This is a genomic window from Pseudomonas sp. NPDC089406 (assembly GCF_044900265.1).
Taxonomy (GTDB): domain Bacteria; phylum Pseudomonadota; class Gammaproteobacteria; order Pseudomonadales; family Pseudomonadaceae; genus Aquipseudomonas; species Aquipseudomonas fakonensis.
Genome location: NZ_JBJDNC010000002.1, coordinates 251,633 through 277,173 on the forward strand (window position 1 = coordinate 251,633; position 25,541 = coordinate 277,173).

At 66.1% G+C, this 25,541-nt stretch carries 20 protein-coding genes; 14 read left to right on the forward strand and 6 right to left on the reverse strand.

The genetic code is table 11. The features are described 5' to 3' along the window. Positions 1 to 10 precede the first annotated feature (10 nt). The gene (moaA, locus tag ACI2KK_RS02480) at positions 11 to 1,012 is read left to right on the forward strand and encodes a GTP 3',8-cyclase MoaA (protein ID WP_217839849.1); all 1,002 of its coding nucleotides are present in this window, start codon (positions 11 to 13) and stop codon (positions 1,010 to 1,012) included. 21 nt (positions 1,013 to 1,033) lie between these two features. After that, positions 1,034 to 1,921 carry a bestrophin family protein gene (locus ACI2KK_RS02485; RefSeq protein WP_404667747.1) on the forward strand — a complete coding sequence of 296 codons (888 nt, stop codon included), beginning with the start codon at positions 1,034 to 1,036 and terminating at the stop codon, positions 1,919 to 1,921. 128 nt (positions 1,922 to 2,049) lie between these two features. Here ACI2KK_RS02485 and moaB read toward each other — a convergent pair whose 3' ends face one another. Then, entirely contained in the window at positions 2,050 to 2,589 is a 540-nt protein-coding gene (moaB, locus tag ACI2KK_RS02490; RefSeq protein ID WP_217839851.1) for a molybdenum cofactor biosynthesis protein B, read from the reverse strand. Positions 2,590 to 2,905: 316 nt separating this feature from the next. On the opposite strand from moaB, the gene ACI2KK_RS02495 reads away from it, so the two are divergent. Beyond that, positions 2,906 to 3,793 (forward strand): LysR family transcriptional regulator, encoded by an 888-nt coding sequence (locus ACI2KK_RS02495; RefSeq protein ID WP_404667748.1) that lies wholly within the window; start codon positions 2,906 to 2,908, stop codon positions 3,791 to 3,793. Here ACI2KK_RS02495 and ACI2KK_RS02500 read toward each other — a convergent pair. Next, entirely contained in the window at positions 3,781 to 4,551 is a 771-nt protein-coding gene (locus ACI2KK_RS02500; RefSeq protein WP_404667749.1) for a helix-turn-helix domain-containing protein, read from the reverse strand. The two genes, ACI2KK_RS02495 and ACI2KK_RS02500, sit on opposite strands and share 13 nt — an antisense overlap. 364 nt (positions 4,552 to 4,915) lie before the next feature. Here ACI2KK_RS02500 and ACI2KK_RS02505 point away from each other — a divergent pair, with 364 nt between their 5' ends. The 5 genes from ACI2KK_RS02505 (at position 4,916) to ACI2KK_RS02525 (ending at position 11,497) form a co-directional block, all read left to right on the forward strand. Continuing rightward, the gene (locus tag ACI2KK_RS02505) at positions 4,916 to 6,532 is read left to right on the forward strand and encodes an APC family permease (protein ID WP_404667750.1); all 1,617 of its coding nucleotides are present in this window, start codon (positions 4,916 to 4,918) and stop codon (positions 6,530 to 6,532) included. 86 nt (positions 6,533 to 6,618) lie between these two features. Then, entirely contained in the window at positions 6,619 to 7,545 is a 927-nt protein-coding gene (locus ACI2KK_RS02510) for a 4-hydroxyproline epimerase (protein ID WP_404667751.1), read from the forward strand. Positions 7,546 to 7,584: 39 nt separating this feature from the next. After that, a complete protein-coding gene (locus ACI2KK_RS02515) occupies positions 7,585 to 8,532 on the forward strand; it encodes a dihydrodipicolinate synthase family protein (protein WP_217839856.1) in 948 nt (315 codons plus the stop codon). Positions 8,533 to 8,677: 145 nt separating this feature from the next. After that, positions 8,678 to 10,255: an aldehyde dehydrogenase (NADP(+)) gene (locus ACI2KK_RS02520; RefSeq protein ID WP_404667752.1), complete on the forward strand. Its 1,578-nt coding sequence runs from the start codon at positions 8,678 to 8,680 to the stop codon at positions 10,253 to 10,255. 3 nt (positions 10,256 to 10,258) lie between these two features. Then, positions 10,259 to 11,497, forward strand: a complete 1,239-nt coding sequence (locus tag ACI2KK_RS02525) for an FAD-dependent oxidoreductase (RefSeq protein WP_404667753.1) — start codon at positions 10,259 to 10,261, stop codon at positions 11,495 to 11,497. Between the two features lie 112 nt (positions 11,498 to 11,609). Here ACI2KK_RS02525 and xenA read toward each other — a convergent pair whose 3' ends face one another. Further along, positions 11,610 to 12,701 (reverse strand): xenobiotic reductase XenA, encoded by a 1,092-nt coding sequence (gene xenA, locus ACI2KK_RS02530; RefSeq protein WP_217839859.1) that lies wholly within the window; start codon positions 12,699 to 12,701, stop codon positions 11,610 to 11,612. Between the two features lie 51 nt (positions 12,702 to 12,752). On the opposite strand from xenA, the gene ACI2KK_RS02535 reads away from it, so the two are divergent. After that, complete coding sequence (locus ACI2KK_RS02535) at positions 12,753 to 13,088, forward strand: ArsR/SmtB family transcription factor (protein ID WP_369987699.1); 336 nt, start codon at positions 12,753 to 12,755, stop codon at positions 13,086 to 13,088. 67 nt (positions 13,089 to 13,155) lie between these two features. Then, complete coding sequence (locus ACI2KK_RS02540; protein WP_404667754.1) at positions 13,156 to 13,905, forward strand: hypothetical protein; 750 nt, start codon at positions 13,156 to 13,158, stop codon at positions 13,903 to 13,905. A gap of 399 nt (positions 13,906 to 14,304) precedes the next feature. Here the strand turns inward: ACI2KK_RS02540 and mqo are convergent, their stop codons facing one another. Beyond that, complete coding sequence (mqo, locus tag ACI2KK_RS02545; RefSeq protein ID WP_404667755.1) at positions 14,305 to 15,942, reverse strand: malate dehydrogenase (quinone); 1,638 nt, start codon at positions 15,940 to 15,942, stop codon at positions 14,305 to 14,307. Between the two features lie 314 nt (positions 15,943 to 16,256). On the opposite strand from mqo, the gene ACI2KK_RS02550 reads away from it, so the two are divergent. The 3 genes from ACI2KK_RS02550 to ACI2KK_RS02560 all read left to right on the forward strand — a co-directional run bounded on the left by ACI2KK_RS02550 (position 16,257) and on the right by ACI2KK_RS02560 (position 20,422). Continuing rightward, positions 16,257 to 16,790, forward strand: a complete 534-nt coding sequence (locus ACI2KK_RS02550; protein ID WP_404667756.1) for a sigma-70 family RNA polymerase sigma factor — start codon at positions 16,257 to 16,259, stop codon at positions 16,788 to 16,790. Further along, positions 16,787 to 17,752 carry a FecR domain-containing protein gene (locus tag ACI2KK_RS02555; RefSeq protein ID WP_404667757.1) on the forward strand — a complete coding sequence of 322 codons (966 nt, stop codon included), beginning with the start codon at positions 16,787 to 16,789 and terminating at the stop codon, positions 17,750 to 17,752. Before ACI2KK_RS02550 ends, ACI2KK_RS02555 begins: the two co-directional genes overlap by 4 nt. Positions 17,753 to 17,983: 231 nt before the next feature. Next, positions 17,984 to 20,422, forward strand: a complete 2,439-nt coding sequence (locus ACI2KK_RS02560; protein WP_404667758.1) for a TonB-dependent siderophore receptor — start codon at positions 17,984 to 17,986, stop codon at positions 20,420 to 20,422. Between the two features lie 142 nt (positions 20,423 to 20,564). Here the strand turns inward: ACI2KK_RS02560 and ACI2KK_RS02565 are convergent, their stop codons facing one another. Both ACI2KK_RS02565 and ACI2KK_RS02570 read right to left on the reverse strand, forming a co-directional pair. After that, positions 20,565 to 21,899 (reverse strand): MFS transporter, encoded by a 1,335-nt coding sequence (locus ACI2KK_RS02565; RefSeq protein WP_404667759.1) that lies wholly within the window; start codon positions 21,897 to 21,899, stop codon positions 20,565 to 20,567. Between the two features lie 62 nt (positions 21,900 to 21,961). Further along, complete coding sequence (locus tag ACI2KK_RS02570; RefSeq protein WP_404667760.1) at positions 21,962 to 23,281, reverse strand: NAD(P)/FAD-dependent oxidoreductase; 1,320 nt, start codon at positions 23,279 to 23,281, stop codon at positions 21,962 to 21,964. A 403-nt stretch (positions 23,282 to 23,684) separates the two neighbouring features. Between ACI2KK_RS02570 and ACI2KK_RS02575 the strand changes: the two genes are divergently transcribed. Then, a complete protein-coding gene (locus tag ACI2KK_RS02575; RefSeq protein WP_404667761.1) occupies positions 23,685 to 25,310 on the forward strand; it encodes a methyl-accepting chemotaxis protein in 1,626 nt (541 codons plus the stop codon). Positions 25,311 to 25,541: the final 231 nt, after the last annotated feature.

Genomic DNA, 25,541 nt, shown 5'->3' on the forward strand with positions numbered 1-25,541 from the left:
GAGCGCATCTGTGCAACAGCCCCCGGCCCTGATCGACGGTTTCAATCGCAAAGTCGACTACCTGCGGATGTCGGTCACCGACCGCTGTGACTTCCGTTGCGTCTACTGCATGGCCGAAGACATGCAGTTCCTGCCGCGCCAGCAGATCCTCAGCCTCGAAGAGCTATACCAGGTGGCCGAGCGCTTCGTCGCCCTGGGCACCCGCAAGATCCGCCTGACCGGCGGCGAGCCGCTGGTACGCCAGGGTATCGTCGGCCTGTGCCAACGCATCGCCGCCCTGCCTGGCCTGCGCGAACTGTGCCTGACCAGCAACGGCTCGCAGCTCGGCCGCCTGGCCCAGCCGCTGTTCGATGCCGGCGTCACGCGCCTGAACATCAGCCTCGACAGCCTCGACCCCGAGCGTTTTCGCGCCCTCACCCGCACCGGCGATTTGCAGCAGGTGATCAACGGCATCGACGCCGCCCGCGCCGCAGGTTTTCGCCGCACCAAGCTCAACGCGGTGGTGCTCAAGGGCCGCAACGACGACGAAATCGTCGACCTGGTGCGTTTTGCCATCGATCGCGAACTGGATATCTCGTTCATCGAAGAGATGCCCCTGGGGGTGATCAGCGAGCACCAGCGTGGCGAGTCGTACTGTTCCAGCGACGAGGTGCGCGAGCGCCTGGCCGCGCACTTCACCCTGGTCGAGTCGGCCGAATCGTCACAAGGCCCGGCCCGCTACTGGCGCCTGGCCGAGGCGCCGAATACCCGGGTCGGCTTCATTTCGCCGCACAGCCACAACTTCTGCGCCACCTGCAACCGCGTGCGCCTGACCGTCGAGGGCCGGCTGCTGCTGTGCCTGGGCAACGAGCACTCGGTGGACCTCAAGCAGGTGCTGCGCCAGCACCCCGGCGACAGCGCCCGGCTGGAAGCCGCCATCCGCGATGCCATGCAGCTCAAGCCCTACCGCCATCACTTCGAGGTGGGCGGCGAGGTGCAGATCCTGCGTTTCATGAACATGACCGGCGGCTGATAGCCCGCCTCTGGAACCGCCTTGATCGTCCACCCACGCCCCGACATGCTGCGCGTGCTGTTCACCCTCAAAGGCTCGATTCTCAAGCGCATCGCCGTGCGCTGCCTGGCAGTGACCTTGCTGGCGGCCCTGATCGTGCTGGTGGAGCGACACTACCCGGCGCTGTTCTACCCGGTCAGCGCCACGCCGTTCACCCTGCTGGGCCTGTCGCTGTCGATCTTCATGAGCTTTCGCAACAACGCCTGCTACGACCGCTGGTGGGAGGGCCGCAAGGCCTGGGGGCGGATGATCATCGAGGTGCGCTCGTTCACCCGCGAAAGCGTGGTAATTGCCGACCAGCAACTACGCGCGCACTTGCTGCGCAGCCTGTGCGGTTTTGCCCATGCGCTGAATGCGCGGCTGCGCAACGAAGATGAGCTGCGCGCGGCCCGCCCGTGGCTGAACGAAGCCGACCGGGTGACCCCGCACAACGTCTGCAACGGCATTCTCCAGGCGGTCGGCGAGCACTGCGCACAACTGCCGGTCAGCGAGTTCCGCTACACCCTGCTGGAGCAGCGCCTGACCGGCCTTGCCGACGTGCAGGCCACCTGCGAGCGGATCAAGGGCACACCGCTGCCCTTCCCCTACACCCTGCTGCTGCACCGCACCATCTACATCTTCTGCCTGCTGCTGCCGTTCGCCCTGGCCGAGCCGCTGGGCTGGCTGGCGCCGCTGTTCACCACCATCGTCAGCTACACATTCTTTGGGCTGGATGCGATCGGCAACGAGCTGGAAGACCCGTTCGGGCGTGACGAGAACGACCTGCCCACCGATGCCCTGGTGCGCACCATCGAGCGCGATGTGCTGGCGGCGCTGGGGCATGAGCCGTTGCCGCCGGCGTTGCAGCCGGTGGAGCATGTGTTGAGCTGAAGCGCCGCGCACTCCTGTACCGGCCTCTTCGCGGGCAAGCCCGCTCCCACAGGGTCACCTGTTTGCTCAGGCACCCAGTCATCCTGTGGGAGCGGGCTTGCCCGCGAAGAGGCCGGTACAGACAACCATCAACCGCGGCTTTCGCACAGCCCGATGGGTTTCAGGTGCGCGACAAAATTGCACGGCCGGTGCCGGGCATCGAGCTGTTCAGCCAGAATCCCTTCCCACGCCGTGCGGCACGCCCCGGTGGAGCCGGGCAGGCAGCACACCAGGGTGCCGTTGGCCATGCCGGCCAGGGCCCGGCTCTGCACGGTCGAGGTGCCGATATCGAGGATCGACAGCGCCCGGAACAGCTCGCCGAAACCATCGATGCGCTTGTCCAGCAGGCAGTCCACCGCTTCCGGGGTGCTGTCGCGGCCGGTAAAGCCGGTGCCACCGGTGATCAGCACCACCTGCACCTGCTCGTCGGCAATCCAGGTGGCAACCTGGGCGCGGATCTTGTACAGGTCGTCCTTGAGCAGCTCGCGCGCCACCAGGCGGTGGCCTACGCCCACCGCGCGGGTGGCCAGCAGCTCGCCGGAGGTATCGGTGTCGTAGCTGCGGGTGTCGCTGACGGTCAATACAGCGATGTTCAGCGGCACAAAGACCGCGTCGGGTTTGACGCTCACGGTGAAGCTCCTTGAATGGCAGTGTGGGCAACGCTAGAGCTGCGGCGGGTGGGCGTCCAATAGATATGGCGTACCGGGTGATCGACAGGCTTTATCGCCTGCCCGGGCCCCATCGCGTGTAGGAGCGGCCTTGTGTCGCGAAAGGGCTGCAAAGCAGCCGCGGCGATTTTGCATGATGCCGAGATCTGGGGCCGCTTCGCGCCCCTTTCGCGACACAAGGCCGCTCCTACACAGGCGAACGCGCCAGCATCCATTTGTGGCCATAACCCACCCCAGTTGGTTAAGGTCTCCCCATCCAGCACAGCCAGGCCAGCCCATGGACATCAAGCAGCTCAAGTTCCTCATCGCCCTCGACCAGACCCGCCACTTCGGCCAGGCTGCAGCGCTGTGCCATATCACCCAGCCGACGCTGTCCATGCGCCTGCGCAACCTGGAAGACGAACTGGACCTGGTGCTGGTGAAACGCGGCCAGCGCTTCGAGGGCTTCACCGAGGCCGGCGAGCGCATCCTGGCCTGGGCCCGCACCCTGCTCGCCGCCCACGACGGCCTGCAGGCCGAGGCGGCCAGCTGCCGTGGCCAGGTGGTCGGCAGCCTGCGCCTGGGCACCGTGCCGCTGGCCAGCTTCAACCCCATGCACCTGCTGCTGCCGTTGCGCGAAAAATACCCCGAGCTGCAGTTTCAACTGAGCTCCCACAGCACCGAGCAGATCATGGACGGCCTGAGCCGCAACCAGTTGGACCTGGGCATTTGCTACCTCGACCAGGTCAACGCCAACTTCTTCGAAGTGATCGAGCTGGGCACCACCACCATGGGCCTGCTGCATGACACCCGGCATTTCCAGTTCGAACACGACAGCCTGCGTTGGGAGGAGCTGGAGGATATCCCGCTGGGCCTGCTGAGCAAAGGCATGCACTACCGCCAGTCGCTGGACCTGAGCTTTCGCAGCCGCAGCCTCGAGCCCAACGCAGTGCTGGAAAGCGACTCGACCTTCCAGCTGATCCAGGCCATCAACACCGGCGTGTGCTGCGCCGTCATGCCGCTGGGCTGCGGCCTGGAAGATCTCAGCGAACACACCCGCATCATCCCCATCGTCGACGCCAGCATCCACAGCCCGGTGGGCCTGCTATTGCGCCGCAGCGAACCGCGCTCGGCCATTGCCGAGCAGTGCTTCAGCGAAGCGCGGGCGCTGTTTCAGCCCTCCTGAGCCGTGGCCTGGCGGTACTGGCGCGGGGTAAAGCCGGTGAGCTGACGGAACTGCCGGCTGAAGGCGCTGTGGTCGGTGTAGCCACAGCGCAGTGCCACCTCGGTGATTGGCAAATCCGAATGCAGCAGCCGGTGGGCGTGTTCAAGCCGCGCCTTGTGGATCATCTGCCGTGGCGTGAGGTGGAACACCCGCTTGCAGTAGCGCTCCAGCTGCGCCACCGAAATACCGGCGATGCGGGTCAGCTCGCCCATGGTGATGGGCTGGTGAAAGTGCTGGCGAATGTGCTCATCGACCGCCGCCAGGCGCTGGTAGGCCGGGTGGGTGTCGGCGGCTGACTGCAGGTCTACCGAAATGCCCACCAGGCCGATGATGGTGCCCGCAGGGTCATGCAAGGGGCGCTTGTGGGTCAGGCACCAGCCAGGCTCGCGGCTGCCGTACAGGTGCAGCTCCAGCTGGTCTTCCAGCACCAGCCCCTCTTCCAGCACCCGCCGGTCCTGCTCGGTGTAGCCGGGGCCCAGGCGCGCCGGAAACACCTCGGCGCTGGTCTTGCCGAGCAAGGGCTGCAACTGCTTGAGGCCGCAGCGCTGCACCAGGGTGCGGTTGGCCAGCACGTAGCGGGCCTGGGTGTCCTTGATGAAGATCGCGGCGTTGGCGATCACGTCGAGCATGGGCAGCAGCAACTGCACACTGGCCAGCAGGCTTTCGAGATTCACCGGCTGATAGTGATCGAAGGTGTGCAGCAAGGTGTCGTGTGTCATCGGGCCTCTCTATCGAATGCACCGGCCTCTTCGCGGGTAAACCCGCTCCCACAGGTTAGTCACTGCACTCAAGTGCGGCGAAATCCTGTGGGAGCGGGTTTACCCGCGAAAAGCCCAGCACCGCTCTACAACCCAAGTGCAGTAAGGCCTGCAGACTACCTATTGCCTCATCTGCAGCACCACTCCTTTCTGCAACTATGCCGATTTCGTCATCCACCTTGCAGAAAACCATCAAGAACCGATACCCCCGACCGGTCCACTCTATGCCCCACGCAAGCCGCCCCATACCTACAAGAGCGCGGCCGTAACAAGCCGCAACGTGACATCAGACCTGCCTATCCAAAACCTACAAAAAGGCGCACCCATGTCAGGCAAATTCAAGAAGCAATTGTCATTGCTGGACCTCACCTTCATCGGCCTCGGCGCCATCTTCGGCTCCGGCTGGCTGTTCGCCGCCAGCCACGTCTCGGCCATCGCCGGGCCGGCGGGCATCCTCTCCTGGTTCCTCGGCGGCTTCGCCGTGCTGCTGCTGGGCATCGTCTACTGCGAACTGGGCGCCGCCCTGCCGCGGGCCGGTGGCGTGGTGCGCTACCCGGTGTACTCCCACGGCCCGCTGCTGGGCTACCTGATGGGGTTCATCACCCTGATCGCGTTTTCCAGCCTGATCGCCATCGAGGTGGTCGCCTCGCGCCAGTACGCCGCCGCCTGGTTCCCCGGGCTGACCAAGGCTGGCTCCAGCGATCCCACGGTGCTCGGCTGGCTGGTGCAGTTCGCCCTGCTGGGGTTGTTCTTCTTCCTCAACTACCGCAGCGTGAAAACCTTCGCCAAGGCCAACAACCTGGTCAGCGTGTTCAAGTTCATCGTGCCGCTGCTGGTGATCGGCGTGCTGTTCACCTTCTTCAAACCGGAAAACTTCGAAGTGCAGGGCTTTGCCCCGTTCGGCCTGTCCGGCGTTGAAATGGCGGTGTCGGCCGGCGGCATCATCTTCGCCTACCTGGGCCTGACGCCGATCATCTCGGTGGCCAGCGAGGTGAAGAACCCGCAACGCACCATCCCCATCGCGCTGATTCTGTCGGTGCTGCTGTCCACCGCCATCTACGCCCTGCTGCAACTGGCCTTCCTCGGCAGCGTGCCGACCGAAATGATCGCCAACGGCTGGGCCGGCATCTCCAAGGAACTGGCGCTGCCCTACCGTGACATCGCCCTGGCCCTGGGTGTGGGCTGGCTGGCCTACCTGGTGGTGGCCGACGCGGTGATCTCGCCCAGCGGCTGCGGCAACATCTACATGAACGCCACCCCGCGGGTGATCTACGGCTGGGCGCAGACCGGCACCTTCTTCAAGTACTTCACCCGCATCGACGAGCAGTCCGGCATCCCGCGCCCGGCGCTGTGGCTGACCTTTGGCCTGTCGGTGTTCTGGACCCTGCCGTTCCCGTCGTGGGAGGCGCTGATCAACGTGGTTTCCGCCGCCCTGGTACTGAGCTACGCGGTGGCCCCGGTCAGCGTCGCCGCCCTGCGCCGCAACGCCCCCGGCATGCCGCGCCCGTTCCGGGTCAAGGGCATGAGCGTGCTCGGCCCGCTGTCGTTCATCATCGCCGCGCTGATCGTCTACTGGTCGGGCTGGAACACCGTGTCCTGGCTGCTGGCCCTGCAAATCGTGATGTTCGTGCTGTACCTGCTGTGCCGCCGCTTCGTGCCCACCGAGCACTTGTCGCTGGGCCAGCAGGTGCGCTCCTCGGCCTGGCTGATCGGCTTCTACGCCGTGACCATTGTGCTGTCGTGGCTGGGCAGCTTCGGCGGGCTGGGGGTGATCGGCCACCCGTTCGACACCGTGGTCGTAGCCGCTGCTGCCCTGGGCATCTACTACTGGGGTGCGGCCACCGGCGTGCCGGCGCACCTGGTGCGGCTGGATGGCGAGGATGAAAGCGAGGCCACTACACAAGCACTGGGCGGCCATCGCACTGGCGCACTGGCTTCTTGAGGGCTGACGGCCCTATCGCCGGCAAGCCGGCTCCTACAGGGGCCGCGCAGGCCGATGTGCAACACAACAACGCAACGGACACGCCCATGAAACAGATCCACGTCATCGACTCACACACCGGCGGCGAACCGACCCGCCTGGTGATGAAGGGCTTCCCCGCCCTCAGCGGCCGGACCATGGCCGAACAACGCGACGAACTGCGCGAACTGCATGACCACTGGCGCCGTGCCTGCCTGCTGGAGCCACGCGGCAACGATGTGCTGGTGGGCGCGCTGTACTGCCCGCCGGTGTCGGCCGAGGCCACCTGCGGGGTGATCTTCTTCAACAACGCCGGCTACCTGAACATGTGCGGCCACGGCACCATCGGCCTGGTCGCCTCGCTCCAGCACCTGGGCCTGATCGGCCCGGGCGAGCACCGCATCGACACCCCGGTCGGCCTGGTCAGCGCCACCCTGCACGATGACGGCGCCATCACCGTCGCCAATGTGCCGTCCTACCGCTACCGCAAGCAGGTGGCGGTGGATGTGCCGGGCCACGGTGTGGTGCACGGCGACATCGCCTGGGGCGGCAACTGGTTCTTTTTGGTCAGCGAGCACGGCCAGCGCATCGAACTGGACAACCGCGAAGCCCTCACCGAGTACACCTGGGCCATGCTCAAGGCCCTCGAAGCCCAGGGCATCACGGGTGAAAACGGCGGCCTGATCGACCACATCGAGCTGTTCGCCGACGACCCGCACGCCGACAGCCGCAACTTCGTCATGTGCCCGGGCAAGGCCTACGACCGCTCGCCCTGCGGCACCGGCACCAGCGCCAAGCTGGCGTGCCTGGCCGCCGACGGCAAGCTCGGCGAAGGCCAGGTGTGGACCCAGGCCAGCATCACCGGCAGCCAGTTCCAGGGGCGCTTCGAGCGTATCGGCGAGCGTATTCGCCCGTTCATCACCGGCCGCGCCTACCTGACCGCCGACAGCACCCTGCTGATCGACGAGCAAGACCCTTTTGCCTGGGGCATCTGACCCCGTTTTTTCCGACTGAACATTGCCAGGAGTGACACCATGAACACCAACATCTTCACCGGCACCATGCCCGCCCTGATGACCCCCTGCACCGCCGAGCGCAAGCCGGACTTCGACGCCCTGGTGCGCAAGGGCCGCGAACTGATCGAGGCCGGCATGAGCGCGGTGGTGTACTGCGGCTCAATGGGCGACTGGCCGCTGCTGACCGAGGCCGAGCGCCAGGAAGGCGTGGCGCGCCTGGTGGCGGCAGGCATCCCGACCATCGTCGGCACTGGCGCGGTGAACTCCCGCGAAGCCGTGGCCCATGCCGCCCACGCCGCCAAGGTTGGCGCCGCCGGCCTGATGGTGATCCCCCGCGTGCTCAGCCGCGGCGCTTCGCTGATTGCCCAGAAGCACCACTTCTCGGCCATTCTGGCTGCAGCGCCCAAACTGCCGGCGGTGATCTACAACAGCCCCTACTATGGCTTTGCCACCCGCGCCGACCTGTTCTTCGAACTGCGCAGCCAGCACCCCAACCTGATCGGTTTCAAGGAGTTCGGCGGTGGCGCCGACCTGCGCTACGCCGCCGAGCACATTACCTCCAAGGATGACGACGTGACCCTGATGGTCGGCGTGGACACCCAGGTGGTGCACGGCTTCGTCAACTGCAACGCCACCGGCGCCATCACCGGCATCGGCAACGCCCTGCCGCGCGAAGTGCTGCAACTGGTGAGCCTGAGCAAGCAGGCGGCCAAGGGCGATGCCCGCGCCCGCCGCCTGGCCCGCGAGCTTGAGTCGGCGCTGGCGGTGCTGTCGTCGTTCGATGAAGGTTGCGACCTGGTGCTGTACTACAAGCACCTGATGGTGCTCAACGGCGACACCGAGTACAGCCTGCACTTCAACGACACCGACGCCCTCACCGACGCCCAGCGCAACTACGCCGAGCAGCAGTACGCGCTGTTCCGCCAGTGGTACGCCAACTGGTCGGCCGAGCAGAACCTGGCCTGACCCCTGGGGCTGCTTCGCAGCCCTTGTGGGAGCGGGTTCACCCGCGAACACCGGCGAAGCCGGTGCCAGGCACCGTGTCGCCCTTTTCGCGGGTGAACCCGCTCCCACAGAGCCCAATGCAGAACTCCACTCCAAAGGACGCCCCATGACCCTCACCGGCAACCTGCTGATCGGCCAACGCGCCGTGCCCGGCACCGAGGCGCCAATCCGCGCCATCGACCCGGCCACCCACCAGCCGCTCGAACCCGCCTACGCCGGCGCCAGCGCCGAACACGTGGCCCAGGCCTGTGCCCTGGCCTGGTCGGCGTTCGATACCTTTCGCGAAACCTCGCTCGAACAACGCGCCCACTTTCTCGACAGCATCGCCCAACAGATCGAAGCCCTGGGCGATGAACTGATCCACCGCGCCGTCGCCGAAACCGGCTTGCCGCCTGCCCGCATCCAGGGCGAGCGTGGGCGCACCTGCATGCAGCTGCGCACCTTCGCCCGGGTGGTGCGAGCCGGCGAATGGCTGGACGTGCGCATCGACCCGGCGCTGCCCGAGCGCCAGCCCCTGCCCCGCCCCGACCTGCGCCAGCGCCAGGTGGCCCTGGGCCCGGTGGCAGTGTTCGGCGCCAGCAACTTCCCCCTGGCCTTCTCGGTGGCCGGCGGCGACACCGCCTCGGCCCTGGCCGCCGGCTGCCCGGTGGTGGTCAAGGCCCACGGCGCCCACCCCGGCACCAGCGAGCTGGTCGGCCGCGCCGTGGCCCTGGCCGTTGAACAGTGCGGGTTGCCCGAAGGGGTGTTCTCGCTGCTGCACGGCAGCGGCCGTGCAGTGGGCCTGGGCCTGGTCAACGACCCGCGCATCAAGGCTGTCGGTTTCACCGGCTCACGCAGCGGTGGCCTGGCCCTGCTGCACGCAGCCCAGGCACGCCCGGAGCCGATCCCGGTGTATGCCGAAATGGCCTCGATCAACCCGGTATTCCTGTTCGAACATGCCCTTGAGCAGCGTACCGACGCACTGGCCCAAGGCTTCGTCGCCTCGCTGACCCAGGGCGCCGGGCAGTTCTGCACCAACCCGGGGCTGGTGATCGCCCGCCAGGGGCCGGCGTTGCAGCGCTTTGTCGAGCAGGCCAGCGAGCACGTGCGCCAGGCCGCCGCGCAGACCATGCTGACCCCGGGGATCTTCAGTGCCTATGAAGCAGGCGTGGGTGCACTGGCCGAAAACCGCAACGCGCAAACCGCCGCCAGCGGCCAACCGGCCCAGGGGCCGAACCAGTGCCAGGCGCAGTTGTTTGTCACCGACGCCCGGGACTTTTTGGCCGACGAGGCATTGCAGGCCGAAGTGTTCGGCGCAGCCTCGCTGGTGGTGGCCTGCGACAGTGATGAACAGATCCGCGAGGTTGCCGAACACCTGGAAGGCCAGCTGACCGCCACCCTGCATCTGGTCGATGCCGACCTCGCCTGCGCCCGCAGGCTGCTGCCAACCTTGGAGCGCAAGGCCGGGCGCATTCTGGTCAATGGCTGGCCGACCGGGGTGGAGGTGTGCGATGCCATGGTCCACGGCGGCCCATTCCCTGCCACCTCCGATGCCCGCAGCACTTCGGTGGGTACTGCGGCGATCCTGCGCTTCCTGCGCCCGGTGTGTTACCAGGGCTTCCCGGATGCGCTGCTGCCGCAAGCCCTGCAACAGGGCAACCCGCTGCAGCTGCGGCGGCTGCTCGACGGCCAGCGGGAAGCCTGAGCCATGGCCGACATCGACACCGATATCGCCGTGGTCGGCGCCGGCATCGTCGGCGTGGCCTGCGCCCTGCAACTGGCCCGCCAGGGTAAGCGGGTGCTGCTGCTCGACCGCCAGGCCCCGGGCCATGGCGCCTCGTGGGGCAATGCCGGGCACCTGGCCACCGAGCAGGTGTTCCCGATTGCCGACCTGTCGATCCTCAAGCGCCTGCCAAGCATGCTGATGGACCCCATGGGCCCGCTGCGCCTGGACTGGAAGTACCTGCCCCGCGCCCTGCCCTGGTTCACCCGGCTGCTGCTCAACCTGCGCCCGGCACCGTTCGGGCGCAGTGTGGCCGGCATCCGCGCGCTGAACGAAGGCAGCCTGGGCGCCTGGCAGCGCTTGCTTGGCTCCATCGGGCGGCTCGACCTGCTGCGCGAAGACGGCTCGTTGCTGGTGTTCGAGCGGCCCGAGTCAGGCGCGGCGCTGCAGGCCCTGCGCGGGCGCATGCAGCAACAAGGTGTAGCGGTGGATAGCTGGTCGGCGCAGCAGGTACGCGAGGCCGCCCCGCAATTGAGCGAAACGCTGCAGGGTGGGCTGTTCTTCCCGCGCACCGGGCATTTCATCGACCCGTACCGGGTGGTCAACGCGTTGTTCGAGGCAGCACTGACGGCCGGTGTGCAGTTCGCCAGCCGCGAGGTGACAGGTGGCCGGTTGCAGGGTGACGGCGTCTGCCTTGCCAGCAGCCAGGGCCAGGTGCGCGCGCGCCAGGTGCTGGTGGCCTGCGGCGCGCATTCGGCAACGCTGGTCAAGGCCCTGACCGGCAAGGCCGTACCGCTGGACACCGAGCGCGGTTACCACCTGATGCTGCCGGCCGAGCACGGGCGGCTGCCGTTCGCAGTCACCTCACTTGAGCGCAAGTTCATCATGACGCCCATGGCAGACGGCCTGCGCCTGGCCGGCACTGTAGAGTTCGCCGGGCTCGACGCGCCACCGAGCATGCAGCGGGCGTGGCAGTTGCACCGCTTGAGCCAGGGGTTGTTCAAGCAGGATTTAAATGCCGTCGGGGCGACGCCGTGGATGGGCTTCAGGCCTTCGCTTCCGGACTCGCTGCCGGTGATCGACCGGGTAGCCGACGGGCGCGTGCTGCTGGCGTTCGGGCACCAGCATCTGGGGTTGACCCAGGCGGCGCTGACCGGGGAATGGGTGGGGCGGTTGGCTGGCGGGGGGGATTGCGCCGGGGCTTATCGGTTGGATCGGTTCTAGGGCCTCATCGCCGGCAAGCCGGCTCCTACAGGGACAGCGCCAGCCTTGAAGGCAGCGCAAATCCTGTAGGAGCCGGCTTGCCGGCGATAGGGCCGTAAAGCCCTACCAGGACTCAGCGATAGCGCTCAAGCCAATGCGCATACGGCGCCGGCAAAGTCCACGAAGCCTTGTCCACCCCCAGTTCCTTGGCCGCGGCATAGGGCCAGTGCGGGTCGGCCAGGTGGGCGCGGCCCACCGACACCAGGTCCAGCTGGTTGGCCTGCAGCGCGCCTTCGGCCAGTTGCGGGGTACCAAAGCCCCACGCCGAGGTCACCGGCAGCTCAGCCTCGCGGCGCACGCGCTCGGCGATCGGGCCCATGAACGCCGGGCCCCACGGGATGTTGGTGTCAGGGATGGTGAAACCGACGCTGACGCTCAGCAGGTCCAGGCCGCCGGCCTTGAAGCGGCGCGCCAGCTCGATGGACTCTTCCAGGGTCTGCTCGTCACGCCCGTCATATTCCAGCACGCCAAAACGCGCGGTCAGCGGCAGGTGCTCCGGCCACACTTCACGCACGGCCGCCAGGGTTTCCAGCAGGAAGCGGCTGCGGTTGTCGAAGCTGCCGCCGTAGGCGTCGGTGCGCTGGTTGGAGTGCTCGGAGAAGAAGCTCTGGCCCAGGTAGCCGTGGGCAAAATGCAGCTCGATCCACTCAAAGCCTGCATCACGGGCACGGCGGGCGCCGTCGACGAAGTCCTGCTTGACCCGCTCGATGTCAGCCAGGGTCATCTCGCGCGGCACTTTCGGCAGGTGCGCACCGAAGGCGATGGCCGACGGGGCGATGGTCTGCCAGCCGCGGGCATCATCTGCCGCAATGTGGTCGTCACCTTCCCACGGGCGGTTGGCGCTGGCCTTGCGCCCGGCGTGGGCGATCTGGATACCCGGCACCGAACCTGCAGCCTTGATGGCCTGCACCACCGGCACGAAGGCCTGGGCATGGGCGTCGCTCCAGATACCGGCGCAGCCGGGGGTAATGCGGCCTTCCGGCGCCACTGCAGTGGCTTCCACCACCACCAGGCCGGCGCCGCCACGGGCAAGGCCGGCCAGGTGCACGTGGTGCCAGTCGTTGATCATGCCGTCCTCGGCCATGTACTGGCACATCGGCGGAATGGCGATGCGGTTGCGCAGGGTCACATCCTTGAGGGTGTAGGGCTGGAACAATGCAGACATGGGAAACTCCAGGGGAAGGGTTGCATACGATTGTTCGATCATAATCGAACTATGGCAATTAGTGAAACCCCCGTTATCATGTGCCCCATGCGAACCTACACCCACCCCTCCCCCGAACACCTCACCCTGGAACGGTTGCTCTACGCCCTGAGCGACCCTGTGCGCCTGCAGATCGTCCGCCACCTGGCTGGTGTGGCCGAAGCCAGCTGCGGCGAGCTGGACGGCGGGCGGCCGAAGTCGAGCATGTCCCACCATTTCCGCGTGTTGCGCGAGGCGGGGCTTGTGTTCACCCGCAACGTCGGCACCACGCACATGAATTCGCTGCGCGGCGATATTCTGGATGTGCGCTTCCCCGGGTTGCTCGAGTGCATCTTGCGCCAGCATTGAGCATCACGGTGGCGAAGGATCGCACAACCACCCCGCACATCTGACAAGGTTACAAGGAAGGCACACCATGTCCCGCATTCTCATCGCCACGGCGCAGCCCTGCACCGACCTGGCTTGCGTCAAGTTCCTGTACCAGCGCCTGGGACTGTCACTGGCAGTAGCGCGTAGGCTGCTGGCCGACGGCAGCGCAGGCGTGTTCTACGACTGCGTACTGTTCATGAACGATTACGAGGAACGGGAGCCGGAGGTTCGCGACATCCTTGGCTTTTTCACAGCCTGCGGAGTTGCCCTGCGGGTGCACGAGCTGGATGAGGATGAAGACTGGGCGCAGTTGACGGTTGCCGAGCTCGAACAGCGGTACATCGGCGAACAGTTGCTGTTGAACATGATGGAGTCTCACGCGCTGAACGAGGTAATCGATGCCGAACATTACCTCGAGCAGACCGACCCCATCGAGGCGCCGCCAGGCATGCACAGGTTCAAGCTCCTGCTGTCGGTCGCAGAGCCCACAGAACGCGCCGATGTGATCGAGTTCGTGCATGCGCATAGCGGCTGGAGCCGGCCGACTGTGCGCTTGATGCTCAGTGCAGGCAAGGCGCGGTGTTTTTTCAGCTGTGAGTTGTTTCGCACCGACCACGCGGAGCAGGCCGAGGCCATCAGGCAGATTCTGGCGTTCTTCAACCAGCAGCAGCTTGCGCTGTGCATCATCCGGGTGGATGCCGACAGCCACTGGCAGGATGTCGACATGAGCAATTCCCCTCACCTGGAAATGACCGAAGGGCAGTTGCTCGGTTTGCTGGACGCGCTACCAGGCTGACAGTCGGCTGCTGGCACCGGCTGCGCCGGTATCGCCGGCAAGCCGGCTCCTACAGGGGGCGCGCAAACTTCGGGAATGGCGCGGTCCCTGTAGGAGATTACCCAGCCCTGCGGGCTGCGCTGTCGCGCAGAGAACAGAATTCGTAAGCGCGCCACATACCCTGTGGGAGCGGGTTTACCCGCGAAGCAAGCGACGCGGAGTCTGGCACCGGCTTCGCCGGTGTTCGCGGGTAAACCCGCTCCCACAGGGCCCTGCTAAATCAACGAGTTGTGATTTGTTCCATAGGAGCCGGCTTGCCGGCGATGGGGCCCGATCAGGCGCCCACAAAAAAGCCACGAGGCCGCCGGTGGCGACGCTCGTGGCTGGTGTTGCCGGGCAAGCCCGGCAAGCGGGGCGGCCTTACAGGGCCATGTCGTTGGCAGGCTTGCTTTCGACCGGTGCGCTTGGCTGCACGCTGGTGCCGACGCTCTGGTCGATCACTGGCGGCTTTTCAAGCTGCAGTACTTCGGCGGTGTAGTTCCACTCTTTCTGAGTGGCTGCAGCCGACTCGTTCAGCTTGGTGCCGTAGCTTGGGACGATTTCCTTGAGTTTGGCCTGCCACTCTGGGGTAGCGACCTTCTCCTTGAACACGGTCTCAAGCACGTTGAGCATGATCGGCGCAGCAGTCGAGGCACCTGGCGAGGCGCCCAGCAGGCCGGCGATGGTGCGGTCCTGGGAGGCCACGACCTCGGTGCCCAGCTTCAGCACGCCGCCCTTCTCTTCGTCACGCTTGATGATCTGCACGCGCTGGCCGGCTTGCCACAGGCGCCAGTCTTCTTTCTTGGCGTTCGGGAAGTAGGTGCGCAGGGCTTCGAAGCGGTCGTCGTCCGACAGCATCAGCTGGCCGGCGAGGTATTCCACCAGCGGGTACTGCTCGATACCCACCTTGGTCATCGGCCAGACGTTGTGCATGGTAGTGCTGCTCAGCAGGTCCAGGTACGAACCGTTCTTCAGGAACTTGGTCGAGAAGGTGGCGAATGGCCCGAACAGGATCACGCGCTTGCCATCCAGCACGCGGGTGTCCAGGTGCGGTACCGACATGGGTGGCGCGCCGGTGGAGGCAATGCCGTAGGCCTTGGCCATGTGCTGCATGGCAATGGTCGGGTTCTCGGTGACCAGGAACGAACCGCCAACCGGGAAGCCTGCGTATTCCTTGGCCTCAGGGATGCCCGATTTTTGCAGCAGCTTCAGCGCGCCGCCGCCGGCACCGATGAACAGGAACTTGGCGTCGGTGGCGTGTGCGGTGCCATCCTTCAGGTTCTTGTACTCGACGTGCCAGGAGCCGTCTTCGTTACGGGTGATGTCCTGCACTTCGCTGGACAGCTTCAGGTCGAAGTTCGGCTGGGTCTTCAGGTGGCCGACGAACTGGCGGGTGATTTCGCCGAAGTTGACGTCGGTACCGATTGGCGTCCAGGTAACCGCGAGCTTCTGGTTCGGGTCACGGCCTTCCATCATCAGCGGGACCCACTTGGCGATCTGCGCGTGGTCCTCGGAGAACTGCATCGGGCGGAACAGCGGGCTCTGCTGCAGGGCGTCGTAGCGCTTCTTGAGGAACTTGATGTTGTCATCACCCCAGACGAAGCTCATGTGCGGGGTGGTGTTGATGAACGAGTGCGGGTTCTTCAGCACGCCCTGGCGAACCTGCCAGGCCCAGAACTGACGGGAGATCTGGAACGACTCGTTGATCTCGATGGCCTTGGAGATGTTGACGTTGCCGTCTTTGTCTTCCGGGGTGTAGTTCAGCTCGGCCAGCGCGGAGTGGCCGGTACCGGCGTTGTTCCAGCCGTTGGAGCTTTCTTCGGCGACGCCGTCCAGGCGCTCGACCATTTCCATCGACCAGCTTGGCTCCAGCTCGTGCAGCCAGACCGCCAGGGTGGAACTCATGATGCCGCCGCCGACGAGCAGTACGTCGACTTTTTTGGTCTCTTCGGCGTGGGCTTGCATGAAGCTCGCCGCAACAGCCAGACCCAGCAAGGTCTTGCCAGCTTTCTTGAACATTGATCGATTCCAGTGTTGTAGAACGGAGTGAGGGCCTGTGGCTGGCCCGGGTGTTCCATGTTCTTCAGCGCAGGCTTTTTGTGATCATTGTTCAGCAGCCAGAGAACCAGAAAACGACCCAGCCTTTTGTCGAATTGACCTACAAGCTGAATCGTTTCGCGGCGGATTGTAACCGAATTGCCAGCACAAACAAATTCTGCCCCGGCAGGCAAGGCGGCAGGTTGTCTCAGGCCGATTGCAGTATTGGCGGGACACCCCTACTATTGCGAGCATTTCTCATTCGCACAACGTCAGCGCTCGCGCCGGATGCCGCCGTGGTTTCGATACCTGAAGTGAATGCCTCGCTCCACACCCTCTACCACAGCCACTCCCGCTGGCTGCTGGGCGTGCTGTACCGACGCCTGGGCTGCCGCTGCGAGGCGGCAGACCTGGTGCAGGACACCTTCGTGCGGCTGATCCAGCGCCCGCGCAGCTTCGACGGTGCCAGCGGCGAACGCTCGTACCTGGCCACCATCGCCCGCGGCTTGTGCATCGACCACTGGCGCCGCCAGCGCCTGGAGCAGGCCTGGCTGCAACAACTGGCCCTGCAGCCTGAAGCGCTGCAGCCCTCCCCCGAGCAGCGCGCAATCATTGTCGAGACCCTGCACGAGGTGGACGCCATGCTGCTGCGCCTGCCGGCCAAGGTGCGCCAGGCGTTTTTGCTGGCGCAGATCGACGGCCTGGCCTACCGCGACATTGCAGAGCGCATCGGCGTCAGCGAGCGGATGATCAAGAAGTACCTGGCCCAGGCCTTCCTGCACTGCGCCATCCTCGAAGCCGAACTCGACGGCGTGCTGGTGATGCCATGACCCAGCCCGCCCAGACACTGCGCCACGAAAGCCTGCAGCAGGCCGCACACTGGTATGTGCAGCTGCAGGACGAACCGGTTGCCCCGCAGTTGCGCCAGCAGTGGCAGCACTGGCTTGAGCAGCACGGCGACCACCAGGCCGCCTGGCTGTATGTGCAGCGGGTCGGCCAGCGCTTCGCGCCGTTGCAGGGTGAAGGCGCTGCCGCTGGGCGGGTGCTGCGCGAACAGCAATCACGCAGCTTCAGCCGTCGCAGCGGGCTCAAGTCGCTGCTGGTGCTGGGCGCCAGCGCGCTGGTCGGCTGGCAGGCCTGGCGCGGCGCGCCGCTGTCGGGCTGGACTGCCGACCTTGCCACCGGCATCGGCGAAACCCGGCAAACCCGCCTGGCCGACGGCAGCCAGCTGTGGCTGGGGGCGCAAAGCGCCATCGACCTGGACTTCTCGGCACTGGCCCGGGTGCTGCACCTGCGTTTTGGCGAAATCCTCGTGGAAACCGCCCAAGACCGACGCCGGCCGTTTTTCGTCGACACCGCGCAAGGGCGCATGCAGGCCCTGGGTACACGTTTTGCCGTGTGCCAGCAGGACGACAGCACGCGGCTGAACGTGTATGCCGGGGCGGTGGAGGTGTGCACCGCGCTGGGCGGCGAGCGGCGCATCGTGCAGGCCGGCCAGCAGGTGGACTTCAATGCCCGGGCCATCGGCGCCGGCGGGCCTGCGCAAAGTGCCGGGCAGTCATGGATCGACCGGCGCCTTAACGCCGAGGCCATGCCGCTTGCGCAGTTGCTGCAGACGCTGGGGCGGTATCGTCATGGCCACCTGGGCTGGCACCCGTCGGTGGCGGGGTTGTCGGTGATGGGGGCCTTCCCGCTGGATGACACCGACCGGGCGCTGGCGCTGCTGCAGGCGGCGTTGCCGGTGCGGGTGCAGCGCTTGACGCCTTGGTGGGTGAGTGTGGAGCCGGTTTGACAGTTATTTGAGATTGTTGGGGCTGCTTTGCAGCCCTTTCGCGACACAAGGCCGCTCCTACATCAGATCGCGCCCCCTTGTAGGAGCGGCCTTGTGTCGCGAAGGGCCGCAAAGCGGCCCCCGAGGCCAGGCCTGCAAAAAAATCTGCAAGCGCAGTTCCCTTTTGCAAATCTCGTCCGGTTTACCCCTGGCAAGCCACCTCAACCTACCGTATCGATTCCAGGGACCCGCATGCCGACGCCTTTCCACCCCGCGCTTCGCCTGGCGCTCGCCGCGCCGCTCACCCTCTGCGCCGCCGCGCCGCTGCTGCTGCCGGCAACTGCGGCCCACGCCGAGCAGGCCGTCAGCACCGAGCTGAACTTCGACATCGCCCCCGGCTCGCTGGCCGCGGCCCTCAACCAGTTCAGCGGCCAGGCCGGCATTTACCTGGCCGGCAGCAATGAATTGGCGGCCGGCAAGACCAGCCCGGGCCTGCAAGGCCGCTACAGCGTGGCCCAGGGCCTGGCCCGCCTGCTGCAGGGCAGCGGCCTGCAGGCAGTACCGCAAGGTAGCGCCGGCTACGTGCTGCAACCACTCACCGAGGGCGGCGCGCTGCAACTGGATGCCACCGCGATCAACGCCGCCGTGCTGACCGCCAACGGCCAGAGCGACACGGGCTACCGCGCCGTGACCAGCAACACCGCGAGCAAGACCGGCACCGCCCTGGCCGAGACGCCGCGCTCGGTGTCGGTGGTGACCCGCCAGCGCATGGACGACCAGCAGTCGCAAACCCTCACCGAAGTGCTGGGTTATGTGCCGGGGATTTTCTCGCCGCCGTTTGCCGGCGGTGACGGCCAGGCCGGCGACCTGTTCTTCATTCGCGGCTTCAACGCCACCGACTGGGGCTACGGCCTGTTGCGCGACGGCCTGCGGGTGCAGGGCAACCGCTACGACACCAGCAGCGAACCCTATGGCCTGGAGCGGGTGGAAGTGTTCCGTGGCCCCACTTCGATCCTGTACGGCGAAAACGCCCCGGGTGGCGTGGTCAACCTGGTCAGCAAGCGCCCCACCGCCGAGGCTCGCGGCGAGGTGCAGTTGAGCTACGGCTCGCACAACCGCCGCCAGCTGGGGGTGGATGTCTCCGGCCCGCTGACCGACGAGGGCAATATCCTCGGGCGCCTGGTGATGATGGGGCGCAAGTCCGACACGCAGATCGACCATCAGCCGGACGACCGGATGTATATCGCGCCGTCGCTGACCTTGAACTTCGATGACTTCAACAGCCTGACCCTGCTGGCCACCTACCAGCGCGATCGCACCCTGATGGAGCTGGGCCACCCCGCCGCCGGCACGTTGCTGAAAAACCCCAACGGCAAGATCGACAAGGACCAGCTGTCGGGCAACCCCGACTGGGACAACTTCGAACGTGAAACCTGGAGCCTGGGCTACGAGTTCAGCCACCGCTTCAACGACACCTGGCAGTTCCGCCAGAACTCGCGCTACCTGCAGTCGCGCATCGACCGCCAGGAAACCTGGCCGGGCTCCCTCGAGGGCGGCGGTTTCGGCACTGCCTTGAACGTCCAGTACTACGACCGCTACAACCGCTCGATCGCCTACTCGCTGGACAACCAGTTCGAAGGCCACTTCAGCCAGGGCGCGATCGAACACACCGTACTGGTCGGCGCAAGCCTGGACCGCACCTCGTTCAACCAGGACTGGGACGCCGGTGGCGGCCGCCTCAGCAACGTGTTCGACCCGGTGTGGACCGGCACCCCAAGTGCGCCGCTGCACGTGCAGAACGCCCTGCTCGAACAGACCCTGTACGGCCTCTACGGCCAGTGGCAGACCAAGGTCGACCAGTGGGTGCTGTTGCTGGGCGGGCGCCTGGACCGCGCCAACAGCCAGTTCCGCAACAAGGCCGGCACGCTCAACGCCGCCGCCGACATGGACAACTGGGACAGCGACTTCACCTGGCAGACCGGGGTGATGTACCAGTTCGACAACGGCCTGTCGCCGTACTTCAGCTACTCCACCGCCTTTGCCCCGACCCAGCAGACCGAGGCCAAGAGCGGCGCACTGGACCCGACCACCAGCGAGCAGTACGAAGTAGGTATCAAGTACGAGCCCAAGGGCTGGAACACCGCCTTCACCGCATCGGTGTACGACCTGCGCAAGAAGGACGACGTGCTGTTCGACTCGGCCGTGGGCGACTACCGCCAGATCGGCGCCAGCCGCGCCAAGGGCGTGGAGCTGGAGCTCAACAGCGACCTGACTGAAAACCTCAACCTCACCGCGGCCTACACCTACACCGATTCGCGCATCACCAAGGACGTGGCCGGCTCGCTGTACGAAGGCCACCAGATGACCGGCGTGCCGCGCAACCAGGCTTCGGTGTGGAGCACCTACCGCTGGCGCGACGGCCTGCTCAAAGGTCTGCAGGTGGGAGCCGGCGTGCGCCACTTCGACAGCACCTTCGCCTATACCCCAACCACCCTCTACGGCAAGCTCGATACCGGCGATGTGACGCTGGTAGATGCCAAGGTGGGCTACGACATCGACGAGCACTGGTCGGTGGAGGTCAATGCACGCAACCTGTTCAACCAGGAGTACGTGGCCGGCTGCAACAACGCCGGGCGTTGCTACTGGGGTGAAGAGCGCACCTTGTTGGGTACCGTGTCGCTGCGTTGGTAAGGCCACAGGTATTCAGGCCTGCGCAATACCTGTAGGAGCCGGCTTGCCGGCGATAGGGCCGGTTCCTCCGGCACAGTATTCAGCTGTGTGTCGCCAGGGCCGGCCTCATCGTCGGCAAGCCGGCTCCTACAGAGGACAAGTATTACAGGGCCGCCGCTTCCTGCAGGCTCATCGAGCGGGTTTCCGGCGCCAGCAGGATCGCCACCGCCAGGCCCAGCATGGTGATCAGCGTGGCCGCCAGCATCGTGCTGCCAATGCCGAAGCGCTCCAGCGAAATCGGCACCAGCCAGGTGCCGATGGCCGAGCTGAAGGCCGCCAGCGACGCGCCCATGCCCACGGCGAAGGCACGGATTTCGGTGGGGAACAGCTCGTTGGGGTAGACGAACTCCAGCACCTGGGCGCCGCCGATGAACAGGCCATAGGCGCCGAACAGGGTCAGCACCAGCCAGCCCTCGGCATCGGGGAACAGCGCCAGCCCCAGCAGCGACAGCCCCGACCACAGGAAGCTGTGGATCAGAATGGTGCGCCGCCCCAGGTGGTTGATCAGCCAGGTGGCGATGCAGCAGCCCAGCACCATCATCAGGGTGATGCCCACCGAGCCGAACGCCGCCAGGTTGCCGGTGAGCTTGAGCGCGCTGAACAGCTTGGGCACGAAGGCATACACGGCAAACAGCGGAATCACCGCGCAGGCCCAGAACATCACCACGAAGAAGATCCGCTTGCCGTAGCCGGCGCGCAGGGCGTCGACAAAGCTCATGGCCGGGCCTGCGGCGCGGTCATCGGTGATGTTGCGCAGCGAGAACGCCGGGCCATACACCTGGCGGATGACCTGCTCGGCCTCTTCGCTGCGGCCCTTGCTCAGCAGCCAGCGCGGCGACTCGGGGGTGCCCAGGCGGGCCACCAGCAGCACGGCACCAATCAGCGCCGGGCTGGCCATGACCGTGCGCCAGGCCTCGCTGCCAGCGTCTGCGAGCATGAAGTTGCCGGCGATATAGGCCAGCGCTGCACCGACGAACCACAGCACGGTCAGCAGCGACAGGCGCGAACCACGGGACTTTTGCGGAATGAATTCGGTCAGCAGCGAGCCGGCGGCGGTGTACTCGATGCCCACGGCCAGGCCGCACAGCAGGCGCAGGATCGACAGGGTCAGGCCATCCTGCACCCAAAGCATCGCCAGCGAGGTCACCAGTACGATGGCCGGGGCGGCGAAGTACAGCTTCTGCCGGCCCATGCGGTCGGTCAGCCAGCCACCGAAAAAGCCGCCGGCGAACACCCCGAGCAGGGCCATGGCGGCGACCATGCCCTGCCAGAAGCCGGACAGCTGCAAGGAGGCCGACATGCCCAGGGTGGCCACGCCGATGATGCTGAGGATATAGCCGACCATGACCCAGCCAAGGCCGGTACGCAGGGTGAGCAATTGATGGAAACGGTTGATCTGCACGTCATCGATCGAGACGTGTTGTACGGGGGAACTCATGAATTACCTTGGGTGCGTGCGACGGGCAGCGGCCTGCCCGTCTCTTGATGGGAACTGAAAAATCAGACTTCGCGGCCGGCGCGGAACTGGCCCCACTTGAGCACCGAGTTGACGCCGATCGACAAGAACGGCTGCGGCGGGGTCTTGCTTGGGCCGGGGGACGCCAGCAGGAAGTCGATATGTTCGTTGCGCTGGCCGGCCAGCCAGTCGGCCAGCAGCTTGCCGGTGGCGGTGCCGCGGGTGATGCCCAGGCCGTTGCAGCACAGGGCGCCGTACACGTTGGGGGCGAGTTGGCCGAAGAAGCCTTCGTGGTTCTCGGACAGGCAGATGGCACCGCTCCAGGTGTATTCGAAGTCGACCCCGTCGAGCATCGGGAAGCGCCGTTCGAACGACTTGCGGTGGGTCGGCAGGTGGCGCTGCAGCATGTTCGCCCGCGGGCGGCCGTCGGGGTAGAAGTTGAAGCTGTTGCGAATGAGGATGCGGTTGTCGACGGTGCGGCGCACGGTGCTGCCGAACGGGTGCGCCGGGATCACCCCCCACACGCCCTGCCCGCCCAGGCGGGCCTGCTCTTCAGCGGTGAGCTGACGGCTCAGGCTTGCGTAGAGGAAGGTCGGCAACAGGCGGCTTTGCAGGAAGCCGAAGTGCGAGGCAAAGCCGTTGTTGGCCAGGATCAGCTTGTCGGTGACGATGCTGCCGCGCCCGTGCACCAGGGTGATCTTGTCGCCCTGCTCCAGCGCGGTGATGGCGGTGTTCTCGTACAGGGTGACGTTGGCTGGCAGGCTGTCGGCCAGGCCCTTGACCAGAGCCGAGGGTTGCAGCAGCAGAGTGCCAGGGATGTGCAGCGCCTTCTTGTAGTAGGAGGTGCCGATGTGCGCCGGCAAGTCCTGCTCGTCAATCATGGTGGTGGCGCGGCCGATCTTCTCCAGGCCCGAGCGGTAGGCCTCCAGAATCGCGATGCCCTTGTCGCCGACGGCAGCCTGGTACTTGCCAGACTCCGACATCTGGCAGTCGATGCCGTGGGCGGCGATGATCTCGCGCAGGTAGTCCTGGCCCAGAGTGTTGAGCTTGAGCACTTTCAGTGCGGTGCTGACGTCACCGATATAGTCCTTGGCGCCGATGTCGTGGGGCACGTCGATGGCAAAGCCTGCGTTGCGCCCGGACGAACCGAAGCCCACTTCCTGCGCCTCGACCAGCACGATTTCCTGGTCGGGGAAGTTCAGCGCCAGCTGGCGCGCGGCGGCAAGCCCGGTGAGGCCGGCACCGACGATGGTCCAGCGCGCCTGCTTGTTGCCAGCAAGGCCCGGGCGAGGCTGACGCATGGGGCTGGTGTGGTACCAGCCGGGGCGAGAATCGTCGCCGGGAAGTGAAGTGATCTTATGCATTTATTATTGACTCCAGTGCTCTTGCCAACGCCGCCTTCACGCGGCGTATTCGATTGTGCAGTCCGTGGCGACGCGGGTTGCCCCGCCCTCCCTTGCCCAAACGGCGCACTGCTTGCAGGGGCGCGTGCAACCTTGGGCATGCCCGCACAGCATCCCGGCGCCAGCAGCGCCCTGACCTTGAAGTGCGGAGTTTTGTCATTCTCCGCTTCATGTATACATATTGTCTACTTTTAAAATTCCATGCGTTTGGGTGGCTAGGCAGGGCAATGGCACTGTGCAATTATTTCTGTAGACAATTTGTCTAACGAGGCGAAGACAGCCTCGAACCCGCAGTGCGACGCATGCCTGGCAGCCAAGCGCTTAGCCTTCAGCGGCGCCTGCCTTGCCTATGACGGAGCGATGCATGCAGTTGAGGAACCTGAAGATCGGCCAGCGCGCCGCCGGCCTGTTCGCCTTGTTGGGCGTGTTCGTGCTGGCAATGGGGCTGCTGTCGCTGTACGAAACCCAGCGAATGAACGAAGCCTCGGAGGATGTGCGTACCGGCTGGATGCCAGCGGTGGTGTCGCTGGGGGATGTCAGTACCAACCTGGGCCGCGCCCGCATTTTGCTGCTGGGCGCCGTGGTGCAGGCCGAGCCGGGCGAACGGGCCCGCCAGCTGGCAGCACTGGAGCAGGTGGACGCCAGCCTGGCCCACGATATCCAGGCTTACGAGCGCACGGTGATCACCACCGAGGGCCGCTTGCGCTTCGACGCCTTCACCGGCGCCTACCATGACTACCTGATGGTGCAGCGCGAAATCGTCGCCAGCCTGAAGACCGGCACCTTCGACCAGGCCAGGCAACAGGCGGCCAGTGCCCTGAGCGAGCGGGCCGAACCCATGATGGCGGCGATGAACACCTTGATCGCCTTCAATAGCAAGGGCGCCTTCGCCGCCACCGAGCGCACGGACTATGCGGCGCAGGAGGCGTTCAAGGTGACCACCCTCGCCCTGGCGGTGATCGCCGTTGCGCTGATCCTGATCGCCACCCTGCTCACCCGCAGCATCGTCCGCCCGTTGGCCGAGGCGGTGGTGGTGGCCGAGCGGGTAGCCTCCGGCGATCTGACCCGCGATATCCAGGTGCACGGCCGTGACGAGCCTGCCCTGCTGTTGCGGGCTCTTAGCCAGATGCAGCAGAACCTGCGCGAGACCATCCGCCGCATCGGCGCCTCGTCCGACCAACTGGCCTCGGCGTCCGAAGAGCTGCACCGGGTCACCGAGGACACCAGCCACGGCCTGCACCAGCAAAGCGCGGAGATCGACCAGGCGGCCACGGCGGTGAACCAGATGACCGCCGCAGTGGAAGAAGTGGCCAGCAACGCCGTCAGCACCGCCGATGCCTCCAGCGGCGCCGACCGCACTACCCGCGATGGCCGCGACCAGGTCCAGCAGGCGCTGAGCTCGCTGCAGCACCTGGTCGATGACGTGACCGGCACCTCGCGGGAGATCGAGCAACTGGCAAGCAGCGCCAATGAAATCAGCCGAGTACTCGATGTGATCGGCTCGATCGCCGGGCAGACCAACCTGCTGGCGCTGAACGCCGCCATCGAGGCTGCCCGCGCCGGGGAGGCCGGCCGTGGTTTCGCGGTGGTCGCCGACGAGGTGCGCGCCCTGGCCCACCGCACCCAGCAGTCCACCGCCGAGATCGAGCAGATGATCGGCGGCATCCAGACCGGCACCGAACGCGCGGTCAGCGCCATGCACAGCAGCCAGGGCCGCGCCAGCGGCACCCTGCAGGTGGCCCAGGGCGCCGGCCAGGCGCTGGAAGTAATCGCCGAGGCCATCGCCTCGATCAACGAACGCAACCTGGTGATCGCCAGCGCGTCGGAGCAACAGGCACAAGTGGCGCGGGAAGTGGACCGCAACCTGGTGAACATCCGCGACCTGGCCATGCAGACGTCGGCCGGGGCCAACCAGACCAGCGCAGCAGCGCAGGACCTGTCGCGCCTGGCGGTGGAGTTGAACGGCATGGTGGCGCAGTTCAAGGTTTGACGGGCCATTGGGGCCGCGTTGCGGCCCTTCGCGGGTAAACCCGCTCCCACATGAATCGCATGGCCTTCAACCCTGCCCTGTACCTGTAGGAGATCACCCAGCCCTTTCGGGCTGCGCTGTCGCGCAGAGAACTGGACTCGCAAATGCGCCACGGTCTCTGTGGGAAGCGGCCTTGTGTCGCGATGGGCTGCACAGCAGCCCCGGCAATTTTGCATGAGGCCGAGGCCTTGG

Excerpts from the sequence above, each read along its gene's own strand:
- ACI2KK_RS02495 (WP_404667748.1), top strand. The coding sequence starts at position 2,906 with ATGGACATCAAGCAGCTCAAGTTCCTCATCGCCCTCGACCAGACCCGC.
- ACI2KK_RS02500 (WP_404667749.1), bottom strand. The coding sequence starts at position 4,551 with ATGACACACGACACCTTGCTGCACACCTTCGATCACTATCAGCCGGTG.
- ACI2KK_RS02505 (WP_404667750.1), top strand. The coding sequence starts at position 4,916 with ATGTCAGGCAAATTCAAGAAGCAATTGTCATTGCTGGACCTCACCTTC.
- ACI2KK_RS02510 (WP_404667751.1), top strand. The coding sequence starts at position 6,619 with ATGAAACAGATCCACGTCATCGACTCACACACCGGCGGCGAACCGACC.
- ACI2KK_RS02515 (WP_217839856.1), top strand. The coding sequence starts at position 7,585 with ATGAACACCAACATCTTCACCGGCACCATGCCCGCCCTGATGACCCCC.
- ACI2KK_RS02520 (WP_404667752.1), top strand. The coding sequence starts at position 8,678 with ATGACCCTCACCGGCAACCTGCTGATCGGCCAACGCGCCGTGCCCGGC.
- ACI2KK_RS02525 (WP_404667753.1), top strand. The coding sequence starts at position 10,259 with ATGGCCGACATCGACACCGATATCGCCGTGGTCGGCGCCGGCATCGTC.
- xenA (WP_217839859.1), bottom strand. The coding sequence starts at position 12,701 with ATGTCTGCATTGTTCCAGCCCTACACCCTCAAGGATGTGACCCTGCGC.
- ACI2KK_RS02535 (WP_369987699.1), top strand. The coding sequence starts at position 12,753 with ATGGCAATTAGTGAAACCCCCGTTATCATGTGCCCCATGCGAACCTAC.
- ACI2KK_RS02540 (WP_404667754.1), top strand. The coding sequence starts at position 13,156 with ATGTCCCGCATTCTCATCGCCACGGCGCAGCCCTGCACCGACCTGGCT.
- mqo (WP_404667755.1), bottom strand. The coding sequence starts at position 15,942 with ATGTTCAAGAAAGCTGGCAAGACCTTGCTGGGTCTGGCTGTTGCGGCG.
- ACI2KK_RS02555 (WP_404667757.1), top strand. The coding sequence starts at position 16,787 with ATGACCCAGCCCGCCCAGACACTGCGCCACGAAAGCCTGCAGCAGGCC.
- ACI2KK_RS02560 (WP_404667758.1), top strand. The coding sequence starts at position 17,984 with ATGCCGACGCCTTTCCACCCCGCGCTTCGCCTGGCGCTCGCCGCGCCG.
- ACI2KK_RS02565 (WP_404667759.1), bottom strand. The coding sequence starts at position 21,899 with ATGAGTTCCCCCGTACAACACGTCTCGATCGATGACGTGCAGATCAAC.
- ACI2KK_RS02570 (WP_404667760.1), bottom strand. The coding sequence starts at position 23,281 with ATGCATAAGATCACTTCACTTCCCGGCGACGATTCTCGCCCCGGCTGG.
- ACI2KK_RS02575 (WP_404667761.1), top strand. The coding sequence starts at position 23,685 with ATGCAGTTGAGGAACCTGAAGATCGGCCAGCGCGCCGCCGGCCTGTTC.